Annotated in this window: 23 protein-coding genes; 18 read left to right on the plus strand and 5 right to left on the minus strand. The window is 64.6% G+C overall.

Annotated elements, in window-relative coordinates; all coding sequences use genetic code 11:
- Window positions 1-10: 10 nt before the first annotated feature.
- The 7 genes from UNPA324_RS19375 (at window position 11) to UNPA324_RS19410 (ending at window position 6706) form a co-directional block, all read left to right on the plus strand.
- Window positions 11-745, plus strand: a complete 735-nt coding sequence (locus tag UNPA324_RS19375) for a response regulator (protein ID WP_128922885.1) — start codon at window positions 11-13, stop codon at window positions 743-745.
- Between the two features lie 423 nt (window positions 746-1168).
- On the plus strand, window positions 1169-1780 hold the full coding sequence (locus UNPA324_RS19380) for a sigma-70 family RNA polymerase sigma factor (RefSeq protein ID WP_128922884.1): 612 nt from the start codon (window positions 1169-1171) through the stop codon (window positions 1778-1780).
- A 444-nt stretch (window positions 1781-2224) separates the two neighbouring features.
- Window positions 2225-2923 (plus strand): cytochrome c biogenesis CcdA family protein, encoded by a 699-nt coding sequence (locus UNPA324_RS19385; protein ID WP_128922882.1) that lies wholly within the window; start codon window positions 2225-2227, stop codon window positions 2921-2923.
- Window positions 2924-2953: 30 nt separating this feature from the next.
- Window positions 2954-3541, plus strand: a complete 588-nt coding sequence (locus UNPA324_RS19390) for a thioredoxin family protein (RefSeq protein ID WP_141935459.1) — start codon at window positions 2954-2956, stop codon at window positions 3539-3541.
- Between the two features lie 101 nt (window positions 3542-3642).
- A complete protein-coding gene (locus UNPA324_RS19395) occupies window positions 3643-4617 on the plus strand; it encodes a hypothetical protein (protein WP_181769445.1) in 975 nt (324 codons plus the stop codon).
- Window positions 4618-4976: 359 nt separating this feature from the next.
- Window positions 4977-5582, plus strand: coding sequence for a L,D-transpeptidase (locus UNPA324_RS19405; RefSeq protein WP_141935463.1), 606 nt, complete (start codon window positions 4977-4979; stop codon window positions 5580-5582).
- Window positions 5583-5668: 86 nt separating this feature from the next.
- Window positions 5669-6706 carry an amino acid ABC transporter substrate-binding protein gene (locus UNPA324_RS19410; RefSeq protein WP_128923020.1) on the plus strand — a complete coding sequence of 346 codons (1038 nt, stop codon included), beginning with the start codon at window positions 5669-5671 and terminating at the stop codon, window positions 6704-6706.
- 208 nt (window positions 6707-6914) lie between these two features.
- On the opposite strand, the gene UNPA324_RS19415 is transcribed toward UNPA324_RS19410, so the two are convergent.
- Both UNPA324_RS19415 and UNPA324_RS19420 read right to left on the minus strand, forming a co-directional pair.
- The gene (locus UNPA324_RS19415; RefSeq protein ID WP_141935465.1) at window positions 6915-8054 is read right to left on the minus strand and encodes an acyl-CoA dehydrogenase family protein; all 1140 of its coding nucleotides are present in this window, start codon (window positions 8052-8054) and stop codon (window positions 6915-6917) included.
- Window positions 8055-8196: 142 nt separating this feature from the next.
- Window positions 8197-9411 (minus strand): acyl-CoA dehydrogenase family protein, encoded by a 1215-nt coding sequence (locus tag UNPA324_RS19420; RefSeq protein ID WP_128922877.1) that lies wholly within the window; start codon window positions 9409-9411, stop codon window positions 8197-8199.
- Window positions 9412-9550: 139 nt separating this feature from the next.
- Between UNPA324_RS19420 and UNPA324_RS19425 the strand changes: the two genes are divergently transcribed.
- Both UNPA324_RS19425 and UNPA324_RS19435 read left to right on the plus strand, forming a co-directional pair.
- Entirely contained in the window at window positions 9551-10096 is a 546-nt protein-coding gene (locus UNPA324_RS19425) for a carboxymuconolactone decarboxylase family protein (protein WP_128922876.1), read from the plus strand.
- Window positions 10097-10388: 292 nt separating this feature from the next.
- Window positions 10389-10880, plus strand: a complete 492-nt coding sequence (locus tag UNPA324_RS19435; RefSeq protein ID WP_128922875.1) for a VOC family protein — start codon at window positions 10389-10391, stop codon at window positions 10878-10880.
- Window positions 10881-11139: 259 nt separating this feature from the next.
- On the opposite strand, the gene UNPA324_RS19440 is transcribed toward UNPA324_RS19435, so the two are convergent.
- Both UNPA324_RS19440 and UNPA324_RS19445 read right to left on the minus strand, forming a co-directional pair.
- On the minus strand, window positions 11140-12378 hold the full coding sequence (locus UNPA324_RS19440) for an MFS transporter (protein ID WP_128922874.1): 1239 nt from the start codon (window positions 12376-12378) through the stop codon (window positions 11140-11142).
- Between the two features lie 140 nt (window positions 12379-12518).
- The gene (locus UNPA324_RS19445; protein WP_128922873.1) at window positions 12519-13766 is read right to left on the minus strand and encodes an MFS transporter; all 1248 of its coding nucleotides are present in this window, start codon (window positions 13764-13766) and stop codon (window positions 12519-12521) included.
- Between the two features lie 210 nt (window positions 13767-13976).
- Here UNPA324_RS19445 and UNPA324_RS19450 point away from each other — a divergent pair, with 210 nt between their 5' ends.
- Window positions 13977-16046, plus strand: a complete 2070-nt coding sequence (locus tag UNPA324_RS19450; RefSeq protein WP_181769446.1) for a prolyl oligopeptidase family serine peptidase — start codon at window positions 13977-13979, stop codon at window positions 16044-16046.
- Window positions 16047-16227: 181 nt separating this feature from the next.
- Here the strand turns inward: UNPA324_RS19450 and UNPA324_RS19455 are convergent, their stop codons facing one another.
- Entirely contained in the window at window positions 16228-16899 is a 672-nt protein-coding gene (locus UNPA324_RS19455; protein WP_128922871.1) for a DUF938 domain-containing protein, read from the minus strand.
- Window positions 16900-17136: 237 nt separating this feature from the next.
- Between UNPA324_RS19455 and soxX the strand changes: the two genes are divergently transcribed.
- The 8 genes from soxX (at window position 17137) to UNPA324_RS19495 (ending at window position 23100) form a co-directional block, all read left to right on the plus strand.
- Window positions 17137-17487 (plus strand): sulfur oxidation c-type cytochrome SoxX, encoded by a 351-nt coding sequence (soxX, locus tag UNPA324_RS19460; RefSeq protein WP_128922870.1) that lies wholly within the window; start codon window positions 17137-17139, stop codon window positions 17485-17487.
- A 25-nt stretch (window positions 17488-17512) separates the two neighbouring features.
- The gene (gene soxY, locus UNPA324_RS19465) at window positions 17513-18004 is read left to right on the plus strand and encodes a thiosulfate oxidation carrier protein SoxY (protein ID WP_128922869.1); all 492 of its coding nucleotides are present in this window, start codon (window positions 17513-17515) and stop codon (window positions 18002-18004) included.
- Window positions 18005-18017: 13 nt separating this feature from the next.
- Complete coding sequence (gene soxZ / locus UNPA324_RS19470; protein WP_128922868.1) at window positions 18018-18329, plus strand: thiosulfate oxidation carrier complex protein SoxZ; 312 nt, start codon at window positions 18018-18020, stop codon at window positions 18327-18329.
- Complete coding sequence (gene soxA / locus UNPA324_RS19475; RefSeq protein ID WP_164936680.1) at window positions 18329-19192, plus strand: sulfur oxidation c-type cytochrome SoxA; 864 nt, start codon at window positions 18329-18331, stop codon at window positions 19190-19192. The genes soxZ and soxA overlap by 1 nt, the downstream gene beginning before the upstream one ends.
- Window positions 19189-19494, plus strand: a complete 306-nt coding sequence (locus UNPA324_RS19480) for a hypothetical protein (RefSeq protein WP_128922866.1) — start codon at window positions 19189-19191, stop codon at window positions 19492-19494. The genes soxA and UNPA324_RS19480 overlap by 4 nt, the downstream gene beginning before the upstream one ends.
- A 55-nt stretch (window positions 19495-19549) precedes the next feature.
- Window positions 19550-21301, plus strand: coding sequence for a thiosulfohydrolase SoxB (soxB, locus tag UNPA324_RS19485; RefSeq protein ID WP_141935468.1), 1752 nt, complete (start codon window positions 19550-19552; stop codon window positions 21299-21301).
- Entirely contained in the window at window positions 21298-21756 is a 459-nt protein-coding gene (locus UNPA324_RS19490; RefSeq protein WP_128922864.1) for a DsrE family protein, read from the plus strand. Before soxB ends, UNPA324_RS19490 begins: the two co-directional genes overlap by 4 nt.
- A gap of 306 nt (window positions 21757-22062) precedes the next feature.
- Window positions 22063-23100: an MBL fold metallo-hydrolase gene (locus UNPA324_RS19495; protein ID WP_141935470.1), complete on the plus strand. Its 1038-nt coding sequence runs from the start codon at window positions 22063-22065 to the stop codon at window positions 23098-23100.
- Window positions 23101-23122 lie beyond the last annotated feature (22 nt).

Here is a 23122-nt window from a genome sequence, read left to right on the forward strand (position 1 = left end):
TCAAGCCGCCATGACCCAAAGCCAGCACATCATGATCGTCGACGATGAAGCCCCGGCCCGGGAGATGGTCGGCGATTATCTCAAGATGCACGGCTTCACCGTGACGCTGTGCGACGGCGGCAAATCGCTCCGCACCGCGATCCAGAGCAGCATGCCCGATCTCGTCGTGCTCGACCTCAACATGCCCGAGGAGGACGGCCTCTCGATCATCCGCGACCTCAAGAGCCGCATCAACGTGCCGGTCATCATGCTGACCGCGACCGCGAGCCCGATCGACCGCGTCGTCGGGCTCGAGCTCGGCGCCGACGATTACGTGGCCAAACCCTGCGAGCTGCGCGAGCTGATGGCGCGGATCCGCTCGGTGCTGCGTCGAAGCGTGCCGGCCAAGGCGGCGGCGCCGGAGGCGGCGGCGAAATCCGACAAGGAGCAATTGGTACGGTTCGGGACAAAGTGGCTCGATCTCGAAGCCCAGGCCTTGCGCGACGACGAGGGCAACGAGCATCCGCTGACGGCGTCCGAGTTCGGGCTGTTGAAAGTGTTCGCGGCCAATCCGAAGCGCGTGCTGTCGCGCGAACGCCTGTTGGAGTTGGCCAATGCGCGCGACGCCGAAGCTTTCGACCGCGCCGTCGACCTGCGCATCATGCGCATCCGCCGCAAGATCGAGCCCGATCCCGCCAAGCCGGCCGTGATCCGCACCATCCGCGGCGGCGGCTATCTGTTCTCGCCGCAGGGCGAGAAAGCGTAAGGGCGCGCGGCGCAGATAGGTGCCGTAGGGTGGGCAAAGCGGAAGCGTGCCTACCGTTCTCTCCATAATAGCGAAAAGATCGTGGGCACGGCGCTTCGCGCCTTTGCCCACCCTGCGACATCGCCGTCCCGGCTACCCGCTTTGCGCCCCGGGACGACAGCGCGGCACGCCGGAACGCAAATCGCCGGGATTCGTTCCGGGGCGCCCGCGGTCGCCTCCCAACCCCCAGTCCCGTATTTTCCGTATATTGAAATTCCACGCTTTTTTGCCCCGAATGTTTCGTCGCGGCCGTTTCGACGAAACAATTTGGCGGCGCACGAAACCATTTTCCGCTTTTCGTGCAGACGTCCCGAAACGTTGGCTCATTAACACTTTGGTCCAAGGAAACGCCGCTCGGTTGCGGCGCTACGGGGAGCCAAGTCCATGCTGAACGTCATCGCCATCAACGCCCAGGCCAGCCAGAGCATCATCGCCGCTCAGGCGACTTCGGACGACATGCTCCTCGAGAGCATTGCCGACGGCAACCGCACGGCCATGCACATCCTTTATTGCCGCCACAATGTGCGGGTGTACCGCTTCATCCTGCGCATCGTGCGTGACGCCACCGCGGCGGAAGACCTCGTGAGCCAGGTGTTTCTCGACGTGTGGCGGACCGCCGGCCAGTTCCAGGGCCGTTCCCAGGTTTCGACCTGGCTGCTCTCGATCGCCCGTTTCAAGGCCCTGACCGCGATGCGCCAGCGCCGCTTCGAGGACATCGACCAGGAGGACGTGCGGCAGATTCCTGACGGTAACGACACGCCCGAGACCTCGCTCGACCGCAGTGACACCAGCGCCATCCTGCGCGCCTGCGTGCAGAAGCTGTCGCCCGCGCATCGCGAGATCATCAACCTCATCTATTATCACGAGAAGTCGGTGGAGGAGGTCGGACAGATCATCGGCATCCCCCAGAGCACCGTGAAGACGCGGATGTTCTACGCCCGCAAGCAATTGGCCGAATTGCTTAAAGGCTGCGGCGTCGAACGTTTCGCCGCCTGATTTCAAGGATTTCAAAGGGATAGGGCCCGATCTCGGGCCCTGCCCCGGGGACACGGAAGTGTTACCGCCCACGAAACAATTGAAACAAAGCACAACATCAGGCGGAAAAACTTCCCCCCTATAAAGCTTACATACGGTTTTGCTTAAACCTCCCAAGAACCTCCAGCGACCCGGACGGGATGCCCCCCTCCGGGTCGTTTTGTGTTTGGCGGGCTCCGCCCGTCGTCGCGGGCTCCCGCCTCTCTCGCTTGCGGGCGGGTGAGGGTTCTTTCCTCTGGGGGAGCGTCCCGTTGCGGAGATACCCTCTCCCCACCCCTCCCCCGCAGGCGAGGGAGCGCACCTCCCGTTCCGCTCGCAGCTGTCCCCGTCACGAAGGCGTGACGCCGCGTAACGGGCGCCCCACCGCACCCGAACTGCCCTCGTGACCTCCATCGCGAGTGCGCCATGCTCGAACTTCTCTTCGCTCTCCTTGCCGGCATCCTCACCATCGCCGCGCCATGTACGCTGCCGATGCTGCCGATCCTGCTCGGCGCCTCGATCGGGCGCGCGGGGCACCTGCGTCCGGCGATGATAGCGCTCGGCTTCGTCGTGTCCTTCTCAGCAGTCGCGCTGCTGCTCGGCGCAATCACACGGCTGTTCGATTTCGATCCGAATTTGCTGCGTGAGGCCGCCTCGATCCTGCTGCTCGGCTTCGGCCTGCTGATGCTGTGGCCGGCGCCATTCGAATGGCTGTCGATCCGGCTCAATGGCTGGCTCGATCTCGGCAATTCCAGCGCCACGCAACGCGACGGCGCGCTCGGCGGACTCGTGCTCGGCACCACGCTGGGCCTGGTCTGGACGCCTTGCGCCGGCCCCGTGCTCGGCTCGATCCTGACGCTGGTTGCGACATCGAAAAATCTCGGCTGGGCCGGCACGCTGCTGGTCGCCTACGCCATTGGCGCGGCGATCCCGATGCTGGGAATAGCCTATGGCGGACAGGCCGCGACCACGCGCGTGCGCAGCCTGGCGCGAATCTCACCGCGCCTGCAGCAGGGCTTCGGCATCGTCGTGATCGCCTTCGCGCTCGCCGCCTATTTCCAATACGACACGCTCATCGTGGCGTGGCTCACCGGCTTCTACCCGACCGGCCAGATCGGCCTGTGATCCCTCAGTCTTCACCGAAAGGACGCACCCATGACTCTCAAACTGCTCGCCGTTTCCGCCGCTCTGATCGGCATGGCCGTCACCGGCGCCGTCATCCCCGGCCTCTGCGACGAGGCCGCACGTGCAACGCCTGTCGTCACCGCCGATGCAGCACCGATCCAGGTCGCCGCGGCAAGCCAGCAATCCGCGCCCGACTTCGCCGGCATCAACACCTGGTTCAACTCCAAGCCGCTCAGCCTCACTGAGCTCCGCGGCAAGGTCGTGCTGGTCGACTTCTGGACCTATGGCTGCGTCAACTGCGTCAACACGCTGCCGCACGTCACCGAGCTCTACGCCAAGTACCGGGACAAGGGCCTCGTCGTGGTCGGCGTGCACACACCGGAATTCCCGTTCGAGCGCTCGGCTTCGAACGTGCAGGCCGCGCTTAAGCGCCACGGCATCACCTATCCGGTGGCGCAGGATAATGATTCCAGGACCTGGAGCGCCTACCGCAACCAATATTGGCCGGCGCAATACATCATCGACCAGAGCGGCAAGATCGTGTTCCAGCACGCCGGCGAAGGCAGCTATGACGAGATCGACCGCACCGTGGCCAAGCTGCTGAACGCCAGCAGCTGATGCGGCGCGGACGTCGCGGCGGGTTTTGATTGTCGGCCTTGTTGCTTGACTCCACGGACCCGTCCGTGGAGTTTCCAAGGCGACGCAATCATCCGCCCGCGATGGACGACACGCCCCCCAGCACCGACATTCGCCTCCGTGAAGGCTCTTCGATCGCGCAGCGGCTGGTGATGTCCGCTTTTGCGGCGGCCGTCGCGCTCTGCTTCACGCCGGGCCTGCTCACGCACGACACCATGGAGATCATCATCTCCGTGGTCGCGCTGCTCGTCGGCGCGGGATTCGTCGTCGGCATCATGATGGCGCCGGCGGTGGTGTGGATCATCACACCCGACGAGATCCTGATCGGGCACCAGCGGCCGTTCGGGAAACTGCGCACGCGGATCGTCGCGAAAGACGACATCGCCGGCTTGCAGGTTCCCGGCAGCAAGAGGGCAAAGGCCCGCTTCCAGCTGGCGTTCACGCTGGCCTCGGGTGAGCGGCTGACGTCGCCTCCGATTTCCGATGTCACGCACGTTCATGACACCGTGGCGCGGATCGCCGAACAGTTCGGCGTCCCCAATGTCGAGACGCCGGTCAATCCGCTCGATGCCAGCAATCCCGAGATGCGTCTCGGTGAGCCGCTCGAGCCGTTTCCCGCAAGGGACATCAGGATCGTTGCGTTGATCGCCGTCGCGTTGTCCGCCGTGCCCTACGCATACAAGCTCTGGCGGGGGCTATCGCCGAGCCATGTCGACATCCTGCTGCTGCCGCTCGGCGCGCTCGCCGCCTTCGCGGTCTACCGATACGCCAATCTCGTCACCGGCGCGTTCTGGATCATCAGGCAAGCCGACATTCGCGTTGAACGCCTGTGGGGCGACGGTACGCCGCGCGCGGATCATATCAAGGGGCACGATGTGAAGACGATCACGGTCGAGCGCCGCGGCCGGTCCGAGGACGAGCACTGCATCGTGGTGATCCGGCTGCATTCGGGACGACGATTCCGCAGCCCCCGCATCGGCTCGCGCGTCGAGGCGCGGGCTGTGGCGACGGAGATCGTGAGGCGACTCGGGATCGCGCCGGAGAGCAACAAGATCTGACATCGATGCCTGTTGGCTCAGGTGATCTAGCTGCGAGCTCGGTGCAACCTCTCCCGCTTGCGGGGGAGGTCGGCGCGTAGCGCCGGGTGGGGGCTCTCTCCTCTGGGGGAGTCTCTCCCTAGAGGAGACACCCTCTCCCCCGCCCTTCCCCGCAAGCGGGGGAGGGAGCGCAGCACCGCCTTGACCACGACCTAAGCTTTTCGCGCCATCCCCTGTTCGTGGCATTGCCTGGGGCGCGTCAAAAACCCAAAGCATTCTCATGACATACTAGGGCGACGCGCCATCAACTTGCCATGAACTTGCCCCTCAGGTTTGATGGCTTTGAATGATTTGCGCTGTGGCAGCGGGGAGAGCATCACATGACCGATTTTCGTCGCCGGACCGGGCTGTTTGTGGCGGCCTCCGTCGCAGCCTTGAGCCTCGTCATGTCTGCGCTCCCCGCCTCCGCCCAGCAGCCTGACCGCGGCGACGAGCCGGGCCTCGTCGCCGACGACGCCTACCAGCTCGAGCCGGAATGGCAGAAGCAGGTCGTTTACTTCCGCACCACCGAAGCGCCGGGCACCATCATCGTCTCGACCGCCGAACGGCACCTCTATCTGGTGCAGCCTGGCGGGCGCGCGATCCGCTATGGCATCGGCGTCGGCCGCGACGGCTTTCAATGGCAGGGGTTGGTGACCATCACCAACAAGAAGGAGTGGCCTGACTGGACGCCGCCGCCGGAGATGATCCAGCGCCAGCCCTACCTGCCGCGCTTCATGGCCGGCGGCCCCGGCAATCCGTTAGGGGCCCGCGCCATGTATCTCGGCACCACCGTCTACCGCATCCACGGCACCAACCGCCCCGACACGATCGGCACCAAGGTGTCCTCGGGCTGCTTCCGCCTCGTCAACAACGACGTCGCCGATCTCTACGACCGCGTCCCTGTCGGCACCAAGGTGGTCATCCGGCAGAAGCCCGAGCTCTGAGAATCACGCTCATGGCATGATCTTCCGGATCATGCTCTGCGCTCCCCTCCCAATTCCTTTTCCCGATTTTTCGAGAGAGTAACATGATGCGCACTTTTCGAGGCGGCCTGCTGATCGGGCTCGCGGTCGCCGTGCTGGTCGCCGTTCTCGCCATCATCTACGAGTTCTACGACACCCGCACGCTGAAGCGCACCGTGCGCCGCGGCGAGGTGCTGTGCGGCGTCAACAAGGGCCTGCCGGGCTTCTCGATCCCCGACGACAAGGGCAACTGGACCGGCTTCGACGTCGATTTCTGCCGCGCGGTCGCCGCGGCGATCTTCAACGATCCGGGCAAGGCGAAGTTCGTTCCGCTCGACGCCAGCGAGCGCTTCAAGGAATTGCAGAGCCGGAAGGTCGACATCCTCTCGCGCAACTCGACCTGGAGCATGGCACGCGAGCTCGACTACGATCTCTACTTCCCCGCGGTCGCCTATTACGACGGTGCCGGCTTCATGCTGCCGCGGTCACGCAACAAGGAGACCTCGCTGGACCTGACCGGCAGCAAGGTCTGCGTGCAGACCGGGACCACCACCGCGCTCAACGTCGCCGATTACTTCCGTACCAACAACATGAAGTATGACGAGGTGAAGTTCGACAAGCTCGACGATGTCGTGAAGGCCTACGACACCGGCAAGTGCGACACGCTCTCGGCCGACGTCTCGCAGCTCTACGCGCTCAGGCTGAACCTGACCAAGCCCGGCGATCACATGATCCTGCCGGACATGATCTCCAAGGAGCCGCTCGCCCCCGTCGTGCGCCAGCGCGACGACGACTGGATGATGATCGTGAAGTGGACGCTCTACGCCATGATCAACGCCGAAGAGCTCGGCGTCAGCTCGGAGAACATCGACGAGGCCCTGAAGTCGAAGAAGCCGGAAGTGATGCGCCTCGTCGGCACCGAGGGCAATTACGGCGAGCAGCTCGGCCTCACCAAGGACTGGGTCGTCCGCATCATCCGCAACGTCGGCAATTACGGCGAGATGTACGAGCGCAATATCGGCGAGAAGTCCAAGCTGAAGATCCCGCGCGGCATGAACCAGCTGTGGAATGCCGGCGGCGTGCAGTACGCGCCGCCGATGCGGTAGGAAAGGGCGACTCTCCCTGGTGTCGTCCCGGCGAACGCCGGGACCCATACCGCGTGATCTATCGATAAGCGCAGGTGACAGTACCGCGGAGAGACACTCTAAACTCCGAGCCTTCGTCAAACTACTCCCTGGGGTTATGGATCCCGGCGTTCATCCGGGACGACACCCGGGTTGAGGCACCATCCTGCTGCCCCTTGAGGCCGTCGCCTCAATACCCCCGCGCGCGCGCCAGCTGCTCGGTGTGGTAATTGGCGTCGCCGAACAATTCCTCGCAGACCCTTGCGCGCTTCATGAAGAAGCCGATGTCGAACTGGTCGGTCATGCCCATGCCGCCATGCATCTGCACGCCCTCCTGCACCGCGCGCGTGGCGGTGGTGCCGGCGCGGGCTTTTGCGACGGCGACTGCTGCGGCGGCCTTGGCGACATCGGCATCCAGCACCTGGAGCGCCTTCATGGTGGCGGCGCGGGTGATCTCGATGTCGACATAGAGCTCGGCGGCGCGGTGCTGCAGCGCCTGGAATTCGCCGATCAGCTTGCCGAACTGCTTTCTGTTCTTGAGGTACTCGACGGTGCGGCCAAAGACCTCGTCGCTGAGGCCGACCATCTCGGCGGCGACCGCGCCGCGGCCGATGTCGAGCACGCCGTCGAGCAGAGCGGCGCCCTGATCGACCTCGCCGAGCACGCTGTCGGCATTGACTTCCACATTGGCGAACTCGATCCGCGCCGCATTGTGCGCGTCGACCATGATGGTGCGCTCGATCGCAACGCCCTTGGCCGCCGGGTTCACCAGAAACAGCGTGAGGCCCTCGCGCTCGCCGGCTGAGCCCGCGGTCCGGGCCGCGACGATCAGGAGATCGGCGACGTGGCCGTCAACCACCAGCGCCTTGGCGCCGGAGAGCTTGAACCCGTTGCCGGCGCGCACGGCCTGCAAGCTGGTCTGGAGCGGGCGATGTTTTGCGCCTTCGTCGATCGCCAGCGTCGCGAGCAGCGAGCCGTTGGAAATCTTCGGCAGGTATTCCGATTTCTGCGCGGCATTGCCGCCGCGGCTCAGCGCGGACGCCGCAACCACTGAGGTCGCGAGGAAGGGCGACGGCATCAAGGTGCGGCCGATCTCCTCCATCACGATTCCGGCTTCCATGAATCCGAGACCGCTGCCGCCGAATTCTTCCGGCACCAGCAGGCCGGCAAAGCCCATCTCGGCGAAGGAATGCCAAAGCTCCTTGGAGAAGCCGGTGGGATCCTTGCTGTCGCGCAAGTGCCGCAGGTGCGACACCGGCGCCTTGTCGCTGATCAGCCCGCGCGCTGAATCGCGGAGCATCGATTGTTCTTCGGTGAGGACGAGGGCCATGATGGGCTCCAGAAAGGACTGTCGAGTGAATTCGGTGGCGACCCTCATGGTGAGGAGGCGCGTCGCGCCGTCTCGAACCGTGAGGCCGTGGCCATCCTTCGAGACGCGGCATGATGGCCGCTCCTCAGGATGAGGACTGAACTTAAGCCCCCGGCAAATCGAGGATACGCTTGGCGACGATGCCGAGCATCACCTCTGTCGTGCCGCCCTCGATCGAGTTGGCCTTGGTGCGCAGCCAGGCGCGCGGACGGGCGCCCTGCCTGGAGCGCTCGCTTTCCCATTCCAGCGCGTCGACGCCGCCGGCCGACATCAGGATCTCGTAGCGGCGCTTGTTGAGCTCGGTGCCGTAATATTTCATCGCCGAGGAGAACGCCGGATGCGCCTGCCCTGCCTTGGCGAGATCGACGGCACGCTCGGCGCAGGCGGCGAGCGCGGCCTCATCGACGTCGAACGTGGCGATCTTGCCGCGCAGCATGGCATCGTCGAGCTTGCCCTGCGCATCGGTGCCGACGGAGTCTGCCGCGATCTGGCCGAGCGGACGGCCGACGCCGCGCTCACCCATCCCTGAGATCATCGCGCGTTCGTGCTGCAGCAGATATTTCGCGACGTCCCAGCCGCGGTTGATCTGCCCGACGACATGCGATTTCGGCACGCGGACGCCGTCGAAGAAGGTCTCGCAGAACGGCGAGTAGCCGGAGATCAGGAGGATCGGCTTGGTCGAGACGCCCTTCGAGGCCATGTCGAACAGGATGAAGCTGATGCCGTCGTGCTTCTTGGCCGTGGGATCGGTGCGGACCAGGCAGAAGATCCAGTCGGCGTAATTGGCGTAAGAGGTCCAGATCTTCTGGCCGGTGATGATGAAGTCGTCGCCGTCGCTTTCGGCGCGGGTCTGGAGCGAAGCGAGATCGGAGCCGGCATTCGGCTCGGAATAACCCTGGCACCAGCGGATTTCGCCCGCCGCGATTTTCGGCAGATGCTCCTTCTTCTGGGCGTCGTTGCCGTATTTCAAGAGCGCCGGCCCGAGCATCCAGATGCCGAAGCTCGACAGTGGCGGACGCGCGCCGAGTCTTCCCATCTCAGCGCGGAGCACCTTATGCTCGGCAGCGCTCAAGCCGCCGCCACCATATTCCTTCGGCCAATCCGGCACGGTCCAGCCCTTGTCGCGCATGCGCTCGAACCAGATGCGCTGCGGCTCGGAGGAGAACTTGGCGTTGCGTCCGCCCCAGAATACGTCGGCGTCCGACGTCGCGGGCTTGCGCATCTCCGGCGGGCAGTTGGCTTCCAGCCAGGCGCGCGTCTCGGCGCGGAACGTTTCGAGCTCGGCGGATTCAGTGTCACTGCTCTTGGATTCAGACATTGGTCGTTTCCATCAATCAAGATCGGCTTGTTGGGCGCGACTCTGGGCCAAGCTTCCGCGGAATTCAACCACTTCCGCGCGCCGCATTCCGCTATAGTCGTAGGCCGAGACGGTGCTTGAAAACAAAGAGGAAACGACGATGCGCCTAAGACTTCTTTCGCCTGGCGAAATGAGCGAGAGCCAGCGGCAGACCTATGACGAGTCGGTTGCCGGCAAGCGCGGCAAGCCGCCGGCACCGATGATGGCCTGGCTCAGCAGTCCCGACATGGCCCGCCACGCCACGCGGCTCGGCGAGGTGTTGCGCTTCGACACGATCTTCCCGGCCAGTCTCTCGGAGATCGCGATCCTGGTGACGGCGCGGCACTGGACCGCGCATTACGAATGGTACGCCCATAAGCGCCTCGCGCTCGCCGGCGGCATGGATCCAAAAATTATCGACGCCATCCGCGATCGCCGCACGCCCGCGTTCGACGATCCCAAGGCGAAGATGATCTACGACCTCGCGAAATCGCTGCACGAGGGACACGGCGTCGAGAAGGGCCTTTACGATGAAGCGGTCAAGCTGCTCGGCGAGCGCGGCGTGGTCGAAGTGATCGGCCTGTGCGGCTATTACACGATGGTGTCGATGACGCTGAACACCTTCGAGTTCGAGCTGCCCGAGGGCGAGGTCAAGGAGCTGGCTTGAAGCGCTAGAGATTGTGCCCCGACGCAGGTGCGTCCCCTCTCCCGCTTGCGGGAGAGGGTTGGGGAGAGGGTGTTTCCTCAATGGGACAATCCCCAAGAGGAGAGAACCCCTCCCGGCGCTTCGCGCCGACCTCCCCCGTAAGCGGGAGAGGTTCACCGAGCCTGGAGAAACATCGGTTTCAACCAACACTCGTTCCGCTCTGTTTTGAATCCGGAAACGCTGGGTTTCGGGATAGGCCAATGGCACTGTCCCGAGGCTCGCCTTATGTGGACGTTGTCAATGGAGCATTCACATGTCGCAGAGCCCCGTTCATGCCGGCACACGGATCGGCCACGTCCACCTCAAGGTCGCCGACCTCGATCGGGCGCTCGGCTTCTATTGCGGCGTGCTCGGCTTCGAGCTGATGCAGAAGATGGGCTCGGGTGCGGCCTTCATCTCGGCCGGCGGCTATCATCACCACATCGGGCTCAACACCTGGGAGAGCAAGGGCGGCTCGCCGCCGCCATCAGGCACGACCGGCCTCTATCACACCGCGATCCTCTATCCGACGCGGCCGGCGCTGGCGGATGCGCTGCATCGGGTGCTCTCGGCCGGCATTGCGCTGGACGGCGCCAGCGATCACGGCGTCAGCGAGGCGCTGTATTTGCGCGACCCGGACGAGAACGGCGTGGAGCTGTATTGGGACAAGCCGCGGGAGCAATGGCCGTTCGGGCCGGATGGGAAGCTGGCGATGTTTACGAAGCGGCTGGATGTGGAGGCGCTATTGAGGGAGCGGGAGGGGTGAACTCCCGATCTCTCCCGGTCATTGCGAGCGCAGCGACTTGTCCGCCGAAGCCTTTGGCGTAGGCGGAAGCAATCCAGATTGTCTCGGCGGAAACAGCCTGGATTGCTTCGTCGCAAGGGCTCCTCGCAATGACGGAGTTTGTTGAGACGCCGTCGCGGCTTCGCACAGGTGCCGTAGGGTGGGCAAAGCGGAGCGTGCCCACGGACTTTTGTGAGCCATTGAGAAATCGTGGGCACGGCGCTTCGCGCCTTTGCTCACCCTACGAGAGCTTCGCTTTTGGTTTGCCCCGCACCATGATCAACGCCGCGGCCACAACCTCCAGCGCAATGCAGAGATAGAACGGCAGCGAATAGCCGCCGGACCAGTCGCGCAAGGCCCCGACGACGCCGGGGCCGAACGCATAGGTGACCTGGTTGATCGCGGTATTCAGACTGATCAGCACACCGAACGCGGCGCTGTCGAACTCCTGCTGCACGATCAGCGACGGCAGCGTGATGAGGTTGCCGACCGAGAAGCCGAACAATGCGCAGGCCGCGATCAGCACGTAATCATTGTGCAGGTTGATGACGACCAGAAGCGCCGCGGCCTGGCTGAGGAACGACAGCGCCGAGGCGAGGCGCTGGTTGAGACGGTCGATCACCAGCGAGAACAGCACGCGGCCGACCACCGCCATCGCAGTCAGCACCGCGACGGCGACCGCGGCGCGCTCGCGGCCGATCACGGGATCGAGGAACGAGATCAGGTGCACGATGAAGCCGACCTGCGCGAACAGCACCAGCGCAAAGGCAATGGTCACCGTCAGGAAGCCGACATCACGCAGCGCCCAGGCGCGGATCTGCGTCGATGATTGCACCTTGGCCTTCGCCGCCGCGTGCCAGCCGTGGTGATCGGGCGGCCGGCCGACGAGAAAAAGGATCACCGGCAGCAACAGCACCAGCATGGCCCCGGCGGCGGCATACATCGCACTGGCAAAGCCGACATGGCCGATCAGCGTGACCAGCAGCGGCACGCCGACGATGCCGCCGAAGCTGGCGCCGTTGAGCGCGAGGCTGATCGCCATGCCACGCTTGTGGTCGAACCACAGGCTGATCGTGTTGGTGATCATGGCAAGACTGGTGCCGGCCCAGCCGAAGGCGAGCACGGCATTTGCGAGATAGAGTTGCCAGGGCTCGCGCACCGCGCCGATCGCGACGCTAGCTGCCGCCATCGCCAGCGTGCCGGCGATCAGGCTGAGGCGCGGACCGTATGTCCGCACGGCTTCGCCGACGAAGACGACGAGCAGCGCACCGAACAGATAGAAGAATGTCGTGCCGGCGGAGATCAGCGTGGTCGGCCAGCCCCGCGCGCGCTGGAGCTCGGCGACATAGACGCTCTGACCATAGAAGCCGAGCCCCCAGCCAAAGGTCGCGAGCAGGAAGCAGACCGCGACGATGCGCCAACCTTCGTAACGGAGAGAGGATTCGTCGATTGGAGAGATGGTGCGGGGGTTGTCGAGCATTTGCGCTGGTCCTTCGTTGCCCCCGCGAGCGCTGTGCTTCACGTTCGCCTGTTGATGACGAGCATCATGTAACAACCCGAGCACCGAAAATCACTTCGACCTGGATCGAAGTATTGACGTTGCTGACAGCCTCCTGCCAGTCACACCGCGTCCGGGAACTCGCCCATCGCGGCATCCAGCCGCGCCCTGCGGCGGCGGGCCCAGGAGACCAGCGAGAGCGCGACGAGACCGAGGATCACCGGTGGGAACACCACCAGGTTCACCGCCGACCAGCCGTAATTGGCGAGCAGCTGGCCCGAGGAGAACGAGCCGATCGCCATCATGCCGAACACCAGGAAATCGTTGAAGGCCTGCACCTTGTTGCGCTCCTGCGGGCGGTGCGTCTCCAGCACCAGCGCGGAGGCGCCGATGAAAGAGAAATTCCAGCCCACGCCGAGCACGGCCAACGTGGCCCAGAAATGCATCGCGGTGAGGCCGGAGAGTCCGATGCCGGCGGCGCCGGCTTCCAGCAGCAGGCCGGCAGCCACGACCTTCGGAGCGCCGAGGCGGGCGATCAGAGTGCCCGTGAAGAAGCTCGGCCCGTACATGGCGACGATGTGCCATTGAATGCCGAAATTGGAATCGGATACGGACAGGCCGCACATCTTCATGGCGAGCGGCGCCGAGGTCATCACCAGGTTCATCATGGGATAGGAGATCACGCCGCACAGCGCCGCGGCGACGAAGCGCGGCTGCGTCACGATCGTGAAGAGCGGCCGGCCGCCATGCAGATCCGCCGGCGCGGGCTTCGGCATATCGACGCCGGCCACGATCCCCATGGCGATCAGCGCCACGGCGGCCTGCACCAGGAAGCTGAAGGCGAACAGATAGGGCTGCCAGACGTCCATGGTCCATTGCACGAGCTGCGGACCGAGCACGCCGGCGAACACGCCGCCCGCCATCACCCAGGACACCGCCTTGGGCCGGTAGGCCGCGCTGGCGCCGTCGGCGGCGGCGAAGCGATAGGACTGCGCGACGGAGCCGTAGAGGCCGCCGAGGAAGGTCGCGATGCAGAACAGCGCGAACGAGCCGTGCAGGATCGCGAACGAGCCGAGGAGGCCGGTCAGCGTGCCGAGGCCCGTGCCGATGACGAAGGCGACGCGGCGGCCGAAACGGCGCGAGATCGCGCCGGTCGGCAGCGTGCCGGCAGCAAGTCCGACCACATACATCGAGATCGGCACGGTCGCGAACGACATGTCGGGCGCGAGCGTGGCGCCGACGATCGCGCCGGTGGCGAAGATCACCGCCGAGTTGGCGCCGGTCAGCGCTTGGGCTGCGGCCAGGCGCACCACATTGGCGCGCGCACGGGCGTCGTCGGCGATCTCATGGGCTGCAGTCACGTCAAGCATCGGCTTTTCCGCCCCCAAGGGACTTTCAAGGGGCTCACGAGGGCTTTGTTGATTCCCGGGCACTATGGAGGGGTGCGGGAGGGCGGGCAACCGGCGCAAACGGGCGCAGGCCATGCCTCTGACGCAATCGGTCGGATGATAGCGGGCCGCGCCCTTGACGGCTTGCGCTCGATCAAATCCTATCCGCCGCGATCTTTGGGAGTTTCGTTCATGACCGTCGATGACCGGCCCACGCTCAGCGCTCCCGACGACGATCCTTTCCTGTGGCTGGAGGAGATCGAAGGCAAGCAGGCGCTCGATTTCGTCGAGCGGCAGAACGAGCTGACGCTCCAGGCGTTCGGCGGCAAGGCCTACGAGCACGGCCGCGACGTCTTGGCTGCGATCTACGACCGCCCGGACAACATTCCCTATGTCACCCGGCGCGGCACCGACCTGCACAATCTCTGGAAGGATGCCGCCAACCCGCGCGGCCTGTGGCGGCGGACGACGCTTGCGGAGTTTCGCAAACCCAGTCCTGCGTGGGAGACCATGCTGGATATCGACAAGCTCGCAGCGCGCGAAGGCGAGGACTGGCTGCTGAGCGGGATCGCCACGATGCCGGGAAGCCCACGCGCGATTCTGAGCCTGTCGCGCGGCGGCAGCGACGCCGTGACGTTGCGCGAATTCGACATGGATACGAAGAGCTTTGTCACGAACGGCTTTACGCTGCCGGAAGCCAAGGGCGGCGTCGACTGGCTCGATGCCGACACGCTGCTGCTGTCGAGCGCGCACGGCGAGGGCATGGCGACGAGCTCGGGCTATGCGCGGACGGTCCGGCTGTGGCGGCGCGGCCAACCTGTCGAGCAGGCGGAGGTGATCATCGAAACCACCGCCGATCACATGGTGATCTATGGCATGGTCGACGACACCGGACCTGAGCCGCGGGTCTGGATCGTCGACCAGATCGACTTCTTCAATCATGCGATCTGGCTGCGCGATGCCGCCGGCACCACAATCAAGCTCGATCTGCCGACCGGCATCTGGCTGCAGGCGCATGGCGACTGGTTCGCGATGAAGCTGCGCAAGGACTGGACGGCCGGGGGGCGGACCTATGCCACCGACACCGTGCTCGGCATCTCGCTCTCGGCATTCCTTGCCGGCAGCCGCGATTTCGCGGTGCTGTTCGAGCCGGCGCCGCGGCGCGCGCTGCAGGGCCTGTTCTGGGCGGCGGGCAAGCTCGTGCTGTCGATCCTCGACGAGCTGCGCCCGCGCTTCGAGATCCGCACGCCATCCGCCACCGGCTGGAGCCGCGACACGCTTCCAGGCCTGCCTGAGATCGGCGTCGTCGACGTCTGGCCGCTCGATCGTCATCCATCCGAGAGCAACGGCGATTTGCTCGCCAACGTGCAGGATCCGCTCACGCCGCCCTCGCTGCTGTTGCTCGAACGCGGCGTCGCCGGCCCGGTCGTGCTGAAGCAGGCGCCGAAGACGTTCACCGCCGACGGCCTTGTGGTCACCCAGCACGAGGCGGTCTCGGTCGACGGCGAGCGCATTCCCTATGTCCAGACCGGCCCCGCAAAGGAGACCGGCGATGCGCCGGTCTATATGAGCGCCTATGGCGGCTTCGCGCTTGCCGTGAAGCCGTATTACAATTCCTCGCTCGGCAAGCTGTGGCTGGAGCGCGGCGGCACGACGGTGCAGGCGAATTTGCGCGGCGGCGGCGAGTTCGGCACGCGCTGGCATGATGCCGGCCGGCTCGCCGGCAAGAAGCTGTCGCATGATGATTTCGCCGCGGTCGCCGCCGATCTCGTGCGACGCGGCGTGACGAGTGCAAAACGGATCGCGGCGCAGGGCGGATCGAACGGCGGCATCCTGATCACCAACATGCTGGTGCGCTACCCCGAGCGCTTCGGCGCACTGTTCTGCACCATCCCGCTGATCGACATGCGCCGCTACACCAAGCTGCTCGCGGGCGCGAGCTGGATCGCGGAATATGGCGATCCCGACAAGCCCGAAGAATGGGAGTGGCTGAAGACCTACTCGGCCTATCACAACGTGAAAGCCGGCCAGCCCTATCCGCCGATCCTGATCGCCACCACGCGGCGCGACGACCGCGTCCATCCCGGCCACGCGCGCAAGATGGCGGCGAAGCTCCAGGCGATGGGCTATGAGGCCTGGTTCTACGAGCCGGCAGCCGGCGGTCACGGCTACGGCAAGGACAACAAGGAACGTGCGGGGTTCGAGGTGCTCGGCTTCCGGTTTTTGAAGGAGAAGATCGGGTGGAAGGACGGCGAGGCGTGACAGCGTGTTGACTTGACCAACGCGGACCCAGCGGCCGATGCACCTCTCCCGCTTGAGGGAGAGGTCGCGGCGCGAAGCGACGCGGGTAAGGGCTTTCTCCTCTTGGGGGTTCTCGCCCGCGGAGATACCCTCTCCCCGACCCTCCCCCGCAGGCGGGGGAGGGAGCGCACCTCCCGCGTGGCTACCGCGCAAACACCAGCGTGAGATTGTTCGCGGGCATGTCGATGGAATCGACGAGGCGAAGGCCCGCGGCCTTCGCGAGCGCCTCGACGTCGCCGATGTCGCGCACGCCCCATTCCGGATTGCCTTCACGCAAGGAGGTGTCGAACACCGCATTGCTGAGCGCGGTGTGCTTGCCGTCGCGCTTGAAGGGGCCGTAGAGGAACAGCTTGCCGTCGGAGCGCAGATAACGGCCGGCACCGGCGAACAGGCCCTCGGCCACCGCCCAGGGCGCGATGTGGATGACATTGGCGCAGAACACGGCGGCAAGGCTCGTCGGCGCCTGCCCGTTTTTCATCTCCGGACACCAGTCGGGATCGGTGAGATCGATCCGCAGGGGGCTGCGGATGTTTGGCAGGCCCGCATACACGCGCCAGGCCTCGATGCTCCTGAGATGGCGCTGATTGAGGTCGCTCGGCCACCAGATCAGGCCGGGCGTGTGGCCGGCGAAATGGACCACATGCTGGCCGGTTCCGCTGCCGAGCTCGACCACGTTGCCGGTCAGCCCAGCGAGGTGCTTTTCCAGCGCCGCCCAGATCGGCACGTGATTGCGATGGAACGCCGGCGCATCGAGCCGCCCATCCGGCTCGACCCGTCCACCATCCCTGCCAAACTCGACGACATATTCAGCCAAGCGAGATCCCCAAAATATGTGAAACAGAAAGGAAGGCCCGAGGGCCAAACGCCCTAGAATAATTTGCTAGTGCCGCCCTGTTGGATGAACGAACTATCTCGCCGGTTGCAATGCGGAGGATATTAACTCCATTTTGCCGCGTGCATAGTCTTGATTGTCAGGCGATGCCCTTTGTGCTTTGGAACGCCTATATATTTCCACAAACGAGATCATCGACATAACGCTTGGGACGATGCCTTGACCGCCTTTCCTTGCAAGCCTGCCATCCTGGTGGCGCTGGCCCTCTTCGCCGGCGCGCCTGGGGCACAGGCGCAATCCAGTGTGGCCGACGGCCAAAAGCTCGCTTTCGACCGCGGCAAGGGCAATTGCCTGACCTGCCACGTCATCAAAGGCGGCGACCTGCCGGGAACGATCGGCCCGGAACTGAAGGGCCTCAAGGCCAAGTATCCCGATCGCAACGAGCTCACCGCGATCATCTTCGACGAGACCAAGCGTAATCCGCAAACCATGATGCCGCCGTTCGGCCGGAACCGGATTTTGACCGAACAGGAGATCAGCGCGATCGTTGATTTCCTGCAGACCCTGTAACGGCCGGCTGCCCAGGAGACCAGAGATGACCACGACCACCGGCCCGCTTGCGACAAGGCGCCTGATCCTTCAGGGCGCGGCCTCCGTCGCACTGCTCGGCCTCGGCAATCTGCCGTTCACGGCGAGCCCCGCGCGTGCCGCGGCCAACGACAAATATCCGGAAGAGGCCTTCAGGCAGAAGAACGAGGCCGATGCCATCAAGGCACTCTACGGCAAGACCGCCGAGCCCTCCGACAAGGTCAGGCTGGATGCGCCCGAGATCGCCGAGAACGGCGGCGTCGTGCCGGTGTCGGTGACGACGACGCTGGACAAGGTGAGCTCGATCTCGTTCTTCGTGGCCGAGAACCCGTACGCGCTCGCAGCGTCCTACAAGCTCGCCGAAGGCGCGATTCCGGCTGTCGCCAACCGACTGAAGATGGCCAAGACCACCAAATTGGTCGCCATCGTCGAGGCTGACGGCAAGCTCTACAGCGCCAGCAAGGAAGTGAAGGTCACCGTCGGCGGCTGCGGCGGCTAGGAGGATCGGTCCGATGGCATCAAGCATTCGCGTGCGCGCAACATCCAATGGCGACATCACCGAGGTGCAGGCTCTGATCCAGCACCCCATGGATACCGGCCTGGTGAAGGACCCCAAGGGCGAGCTGATCCCCGCGCATTACATCCAGCAGCTGAAATTCGAATGTAACGGCAAGGACGTCTTCGTCGCCGATTGGGGCACCGCGGTTTCCAAGGACCCCTATGTGAAATTCAGCTTCAAGGGCGCCAAGAAGGGCGACGAGCTCAAGATCTCCTGGACCGACAACCAGGGTGCGTCGGATACGACCACCGCGAAGATCGCGTGATGAAGACCCGGTCTGCCCTGCTGCTTGGCTCGCTCAGCGCCGCGCTCGTGGCGTTCGCCCTCACCTCTCCGCGCGTCGTCGCAGCCGACAAGATCGATCCCGTCGCCGACGCCAAGGCGTTCCAGAACTTCTTCTTTAAGAAATTTCCGAATGTGAAGCACGAGGACTTCGTCAACGGTCCGTATTCCATGAACGCGGATTTGAAGCGGCAATGGCAGGAGAAGGAAGAATTCCCGCCTTATGAGTTCGCGCTCGATGCCGGCAAGGAGATGTTTGCAACGCCATTCAAGAACGGCAAGACCTATGCCGACTGCTTCCCGGACGGCGGCATCGGCATCCGCCAGAACTATCCCTATTTCGACACGAAGGAAGGCAAGGTCGTCACGCTGGAGCTCGCGCTCAACCGCTGCCGCGAGGCCAACGGGGAAGCGCCCTACTCCTACGTCAAGGACGAGATGGCCTCGCTGACCGCGTACATGGCCTACACCTCGCGCGGCAAGCCGATGGACATCAAGATCCCCGATGATCCGCGTGCGCTCGAAGCCTTCGAAAACGGCAAGCGCTATTTCTACACCCGCCGCGGCCAGTTGAACTTCTCCTGCGCAAGCTGCCATGTGCAGAGCCCGGGCGAGCGCATCCGCGCCGAGACCCTGGCGCCGGCGCTCGGCATCCTGAACGCGATGCCGATCTACCGTTCGGAATGGAGCGGCATGGGCACGATCAGCCGCCGCTTCGCCACCTGCAACAGCCAGACCCGTGCGGTTCCGCTGGAGCCGCAGTCGGACGAATACCGCGACGTCGAATACTTCCTGTCCTACGTCGCCAACGGCCTGCCGATATCGGGCCCGGGAGCACGGCCATGAAGCGGACACTTGCCTTGGCCATGCTGCTCGCGCTCGGCCTCGTGGCCACGGCGCGCGCGGCAAATGAAGCGGACTACAAGGCAGCCTACACGGCCGCCGAAGCCGCATCGAAGCAGGCTGCCGGCTTGCGCAACCAGTGGACCGTGACCGTCTCGACGCTGACCGCCGCCAAGAAAGCCGCGGATGGCGGCGATTTCGACCGCGCCACCGCCGCTGCCAAGGAGGCCGAGGCGCTGGCAAAGGCGTCGATCTTCCAGGCGACGTCTGAAAAAGACGCCTGGAAGGCGATGGAAATCCGCTAGACTGTTTCCGAGTGGAACGGTCCAGCGATCACCTGAGGGCGCGGAGAATTTTTGGATGGCGATCCGCCGCCGCGATTTCCTGAAGTCTGCAGGCCTTGCCGCCGCATCGCTCGGCCTGCCGCGACTTGCGCGTGGCACCGAAACCGCGAGCATTTACGACCTCGAGCGGTTCGGCAATGCGCGCATCCTGCACATCACCGACACGCATGCGCAGCTCAACCCGGTTTATTTCCGCGAGCCCAGCGTCAATATCGGCATCGGCGACATGGCTGGACGGCCGCCGCATCTGGTCGGCCGCGCTTTCCTCGAGCGTTTCGGCATCCGCTCCGACAGCGCCGATGCCTATGCCTTCAGCTGCGTCGAATTTGAGAAGTCCGCAGCCCGCTTCGGCAAGCTCGGCGGCTTTGCCTATCTGAAGACGCTGGTCGACCGCTTGCGCGGCGAGGTTGGCGAGAAGCGTTCGCTGCTCGTCGATGGCGGCGATCTCTGGCAGGGCACCGGGCTTGCCAACGTCATGCAGGGCCGCGACATGGTCGAGGTCGCCAATCTGCTCGGCATCGAGGCGATGACGGGACATTGGGAGTTCACCTATGGCGAGCAGGTGCTGCGCGACAATCTCGAGCGCTTCAAGGGCGAGTTCCTGGCGCAGAACGTCTTCCTGACCGAGGAAGCCGCATTCAACGACGCCCCCGCCTTCGACAAGACCAGTGGGCGCGTGTTCAAGCCATCTGTCATCAAGGAGATCGGCGGCCATCGGGTCGCGATCGTCGGTCAGGCCTTCCCTTACGTGCCGATCGCGCATCCCAAGCGGTTCACGCCGGACTGGAGCTTCGGCATCCGCGAAGAGGAATTGCAGAAGCATGTCGATGCCTTGCGCGGCACCGACAAGGTCGATGCGATCATCCTGCTGTCGCACAACGGCATGGATGTCGACCTCAAGCTCGCAAGCCGCGTCACCGGCATCGATGTCATCCTCGGCGGTCATACCCATGATGCCGTGCCGCAGCCGATTGCGGTGAAGAACGCCGGCGGCACCACGCTCGTCACCAATGCCGGCTCGAACGGAAAATTCCTCGCCGTGCTCGATCTCGCGATCGACAAGGGCAAGGTCAGCGACGTTCATTATCATCTGCTGCCGGTTTATTCCGAACTGCTGAAGCCCGATCCCGCCATGGCCGAGCTGATCGGCCGGCTGCGCGCGCCGCATGTGACCGACTGGTCGGCGAAGATCGCAACGCCCGACCGCCTGCTCTATCGCCGCGGCAATTTCTCCGGACCGGTCGACGAGCTGATCTGCACCGCGCTCCGCACCGAGCTCGATACCGAGATCGCGCTGTCGCCGGGATTCCGCTGGGGCGTCACCGCGCTGTCCGGCCAGGCGCTGACCATGGAAGATGTGCTCGCGGAAACTGCGATCACCTATCCCGAGACCTATGTGCAGGAGATGACGGGCGCCCAGATCAAGGACGTGCTGGAAGACATCTGCGACAACCTCTTCAACACCGATCCCTATTACCAGCAGGGCGGCGACATGGTGCGCGCCGGCGGGCTCAGCTACACCTGCGCGCCGACCGCCGCGATCGGCAACCGCATCTCGGAGTTGAAGCTCGATAGCGGCAAGGCGCTCAGCGCCAGTCACCGCTACAAGGTCGCAGGCTGGGCTTCGGTCACCGGCCAGCAAGGCGCGCCGGTGTGGGATGTCGTCGGCAAATATCTGCGCTCGGGCCGGATGTTTCAGGAGCGGCTCGGCTCCGGTGTCACGCTGAGGGGGGTCGACGACAATCCAGGCATTGCGGGACAGGGATGAGGCGGGCGCAGATCCTATCCGCGCTGATGCTGGCGCTGCTCATCTTCGCCGCCGCCCCGCCAGCCTCGGCGCAACAGGTGCTGCTCCAGGACAAGCCGTTCGCCGAGCACAAGATCGTGCTGCAGCTCTCCGACGGCGATGCGAACAAGCAGGCACTGGTGCTCAGCGTCGCCAACAACCTCCTGAAGGCCTACGCCCCCGACAAGATCGCGATCGAGGTGGTGACGTTCGGTCCCGGCATCGACCTCTTGCTGTCAGGCAGCGAGCGCCGCAAGCAGGTCGAAAGCCTGATCGCGCAAGGCGTGCGTTTCGACATCTGTCTGAACACAGTGGATACGATCGAGCGCGAGACCGGCAAGCGGCCGGAGTTCATTCCCGCGGCGACACCCGTGCAGGTGGGCGCCGGGCAGATCCTGTTCCTGGCGGAGAATGGGTACACACTGGTGCGGCCGTAGAAGGCGCTGCGCTCTCGCGTCGCATTCCGCTGTCGTCCCTGCGCACGCAGGGACCCATACCGCGTGATCTATCCATCGCGGCGGTAGCAGTACCGAACGACTGGTCTTCGCCAAACTCCTCCCTGGGGTTGTGGGTCCCCGCGTGCGCAGGGACGACGGCGGATTTGTGGATCGGCCACCGCGTCCACTCGTCCCGCGCAAATAACAATCTTCTAAATTATCTCCTCCACGCAGCAAATTGCTTCTCTATCCTGGCGCTGGCGTAGTAAAATCCTCGAAATCAGTTCCACCGCCGGATCTCATGCCATGATTTTCCGTCAGCTCTTCGACAGCGTTTCGGGCACCTACAGCTATCTCCTCGCCAGCCGTCCCGGCGGCGAAGCGTTGATCCTCGATCCCGTGCTTGAGAAGGTCGACCGCTACTGCCAATTGCTGCGCGAGCTCGACCTCAAGCTGGTCAAGGCGGTCGATACCCATCTGCATGCCGACCACGTCACCGGCCTCGGCGAGCTGCGCGACCGCACCCATTGCATGACCGTGATGGGGGACCAGACCAAGGCCGACGTCGTGGCAATGCGGGTCGCCGACGGCGACAAGGTGACGATCGAGGGCCTGTCGCTCGACGTGATGTACACGCCCGGCCACACCGACGATTCCTATTCCTATCTGATGGGCGATCGCGTCTTCACTGGCGACACGCTGCTGATCCGTGGCACCGGCCGCACCGATTTCCAGAACGGCTCCTCACGCGCGCAGTACGATTCGATTTTCAACCGGCTGCTGAAGCTGCCGGACGAGACGATGGTGTTCCCGGCGCACGACTACAAGGGCGACACCGTCTCCACCATCGGTGAGGAGAAGCGCTACAATCCCAGGCTCCAGGTGCGCTCGGTCGACGAATATATCGAGCTGATGGCCAATCTGAAGCTGCCGAATCCCAAGATGATGGACGTGGCCGTGCCCGCGAACATGCATGTCGGCCTGCATCAGGAGGAACTCGAGAAAGAAGGCCGCGCACTCAGCGCCATCGAGGCGATCCGCAGTCTCGGCCGGCCCGACATCCTGCTGGTCGATCTGCGCGAGGCCAACGAACGTGCCAAGCACGGCATGCTCGAAGGCGCGCTACATACGCCCTATCCGTCAGTCGAGGAGAGCCTCAAGCCCGGCGGCATGCTGCGCGAGGTCGCAGCGGCCACCGGCCGCCGCATCGTGTTCTTCTGCGCCTTTGGCGAGCGCTCGGCGATGGCGGTGGCCGCGGCCAAGGAGGCCGGCCTCGCCAACACGGCGCATATCGCCGGCGGCGTGGATGCCTGGAAGAAGGCTGGCGGGCCGCTCGTGCGCTGACGGCAGAAGACCATCCTCGGGT

This window comes from Bradyrhizobium sp. UNPA324, from assembly GCF_006658635.1.
GTDB lineage: Bacteria > Pseudomonadota > Alphaproteobacteria > Rhizobiales > Xanthobacteraceae > Bradyrhizobium > Bradyrhizobium nanningense.

Excerpts from the sequence above, each read along its gene's own strand:
- UNPA324_RS19380 (WP_128922884.1), top strand. The coding sequence starts at position 1,169 with ATGCTGAACGTCATCGCCATCAACGCCCAGGCCAGCCAGAGCATCATC.
- UNPA324_RS19385 (WP_128922882.1), top strand. The coding sequence starts at position 2,225 with ATGCTCGAACTTCTCTTCGCTCTCCTTGCCGGCATCCTCACCATCGCC.
- soxY (WP_128922869.1), top strand. The coding sequence starts at position 17,513 with ATGACCACGACCACCGGCCCGCTTGCGACAAGGCGCCTGATCCTTCAG.
- UNPA324_RS19490 (WP_128922864.1), top strand. The coding sequence starts at position 21,298 with ATGAGGCGGGCGCAGATCCTATCCGCGCTGATGCTGGCGCTGCTCATC.
- UNPA324_RS19440 (WP_128922874.1), bottom strand. The coding sequence starts at position 12,378 with ATGCTCGACAACCCCCGCACCATCTCTCCAATCGACGAATCCTCTCTC.
- soxZ (WP_128922868.1), top strand. The coding sequence starts at position 18,018 with ATGGCATCAAGCATTCGCGTGCGCGCAACATCCAATGGCGACATCACC.
- UNPA324_RS19445 (WP_128922873.1), bottom strand. The coding sequence starts at position 13,766 with ATGCTTGACGTGACTGCAGCCCATGAGATCGCCGACGACGCCCGTGCG.
- UNPA324_RS19395 (WP_181769445.1), top strand. The coding sequence starts at position 3,643 with ATGGACGACACGCCCCCCAGCACCGACATTCGCCTCCGTGAAGGCTCT.
- UNPA324_RS19480 (WP_128922866.1), top strand. The coding sequence starts at position 19,189 with ATGAAGCGGACACTTGCCTTGGCCATGCTGCTCGCGCTCGGCCTCGTG.
- UNPA324_RS19435 (WP_128922875.1), top strand. The coding sequence starts at position 10,389 with ATGTCGCAGAGCCCCGTTCATGCCGGCACACGGATCGGCCACGTCCAC.
- soxA (WP_164936680.1), top strand. The coding sequence starts at position 18,329 with ATGAAGACCCGGTCTGCCCTGCTGCTTGGCTCGCTCAGCGCCGCGCTC.
- UNPA324_RS19450 (WP_181769446.1), top strand. The coding sequence starts at position 13,977 with ATGACCGTCGATGACCGGCCCACGCTCAGCGCTCCCGACGACGATCCT.
- UNPA324_RS19425 (WP_128922876.1), top strand. The coding sequence starts at position 9,551 with ATGCGCCTAAGACTTCTTTCGCCTGGCGAAATGAGCGAGAGCCAGCGG.
- UNPA324_RS19390 (WP_141935459.1), top strand. The coding sequence starts at position 2,954 with ATGACTCTCAAACTGCTCGCCGTTTCCGCCGCTCTGATCGGCATGGCC.
- UNPA324_RS19410 (WP_128923020.1), top strand. The coding sequence starts at position 5,669 with ATGCGCACTTTTCGAGGCGGCCTGCTGATCGGGCTCGCGGTCGCCGTG.
- soxB (WP_141935468.1), top strand. The coding sequence starts at position 19,550 with ATGGCGATCCGCCGCCGCGATTTCCTGAAGTCTGCAGGCCTTGCCGCC.
- UNPA324_RS19415 (WP_141935465.1), bottom strand. The coding sequence starts at position 8,054 with ATGGCCCTCGTCCTCACCGAAGAACAATCGATGCTCCGCGATTCAGCG.
- UNPA324_RS19375 (WP_128922885.1), top strand. The coding sequence starts at position 11 with ATGACCCAAAGCCAGCACATCATGATCGTCGACGATGAAGCCCCGGCC.
- UNPA324_RS19405 (WP_141935463.1), top strand. The coding sequence starts at position 4,977 with ATGACCGATTTTCGTCGCCGGACCGGGCTGTTTGTGGCGGCCTCCGTC.
- UNPA324_RS19420 (WP_128922877.1), bottom strand. The coding sequence starts at position 9,411 with ATGTCTGAATCCAAGAGCAGTGACACTGAATCCGCCGAGCTCGAAACG.
- UNPA324_RS19495 (WP_141935470.1), top strand. The coding sequence starts at position 22,063 with ATGATTTTCCGTCAGCTCTTCGACAGCGTTTCGGGCACCTACAGCTAT.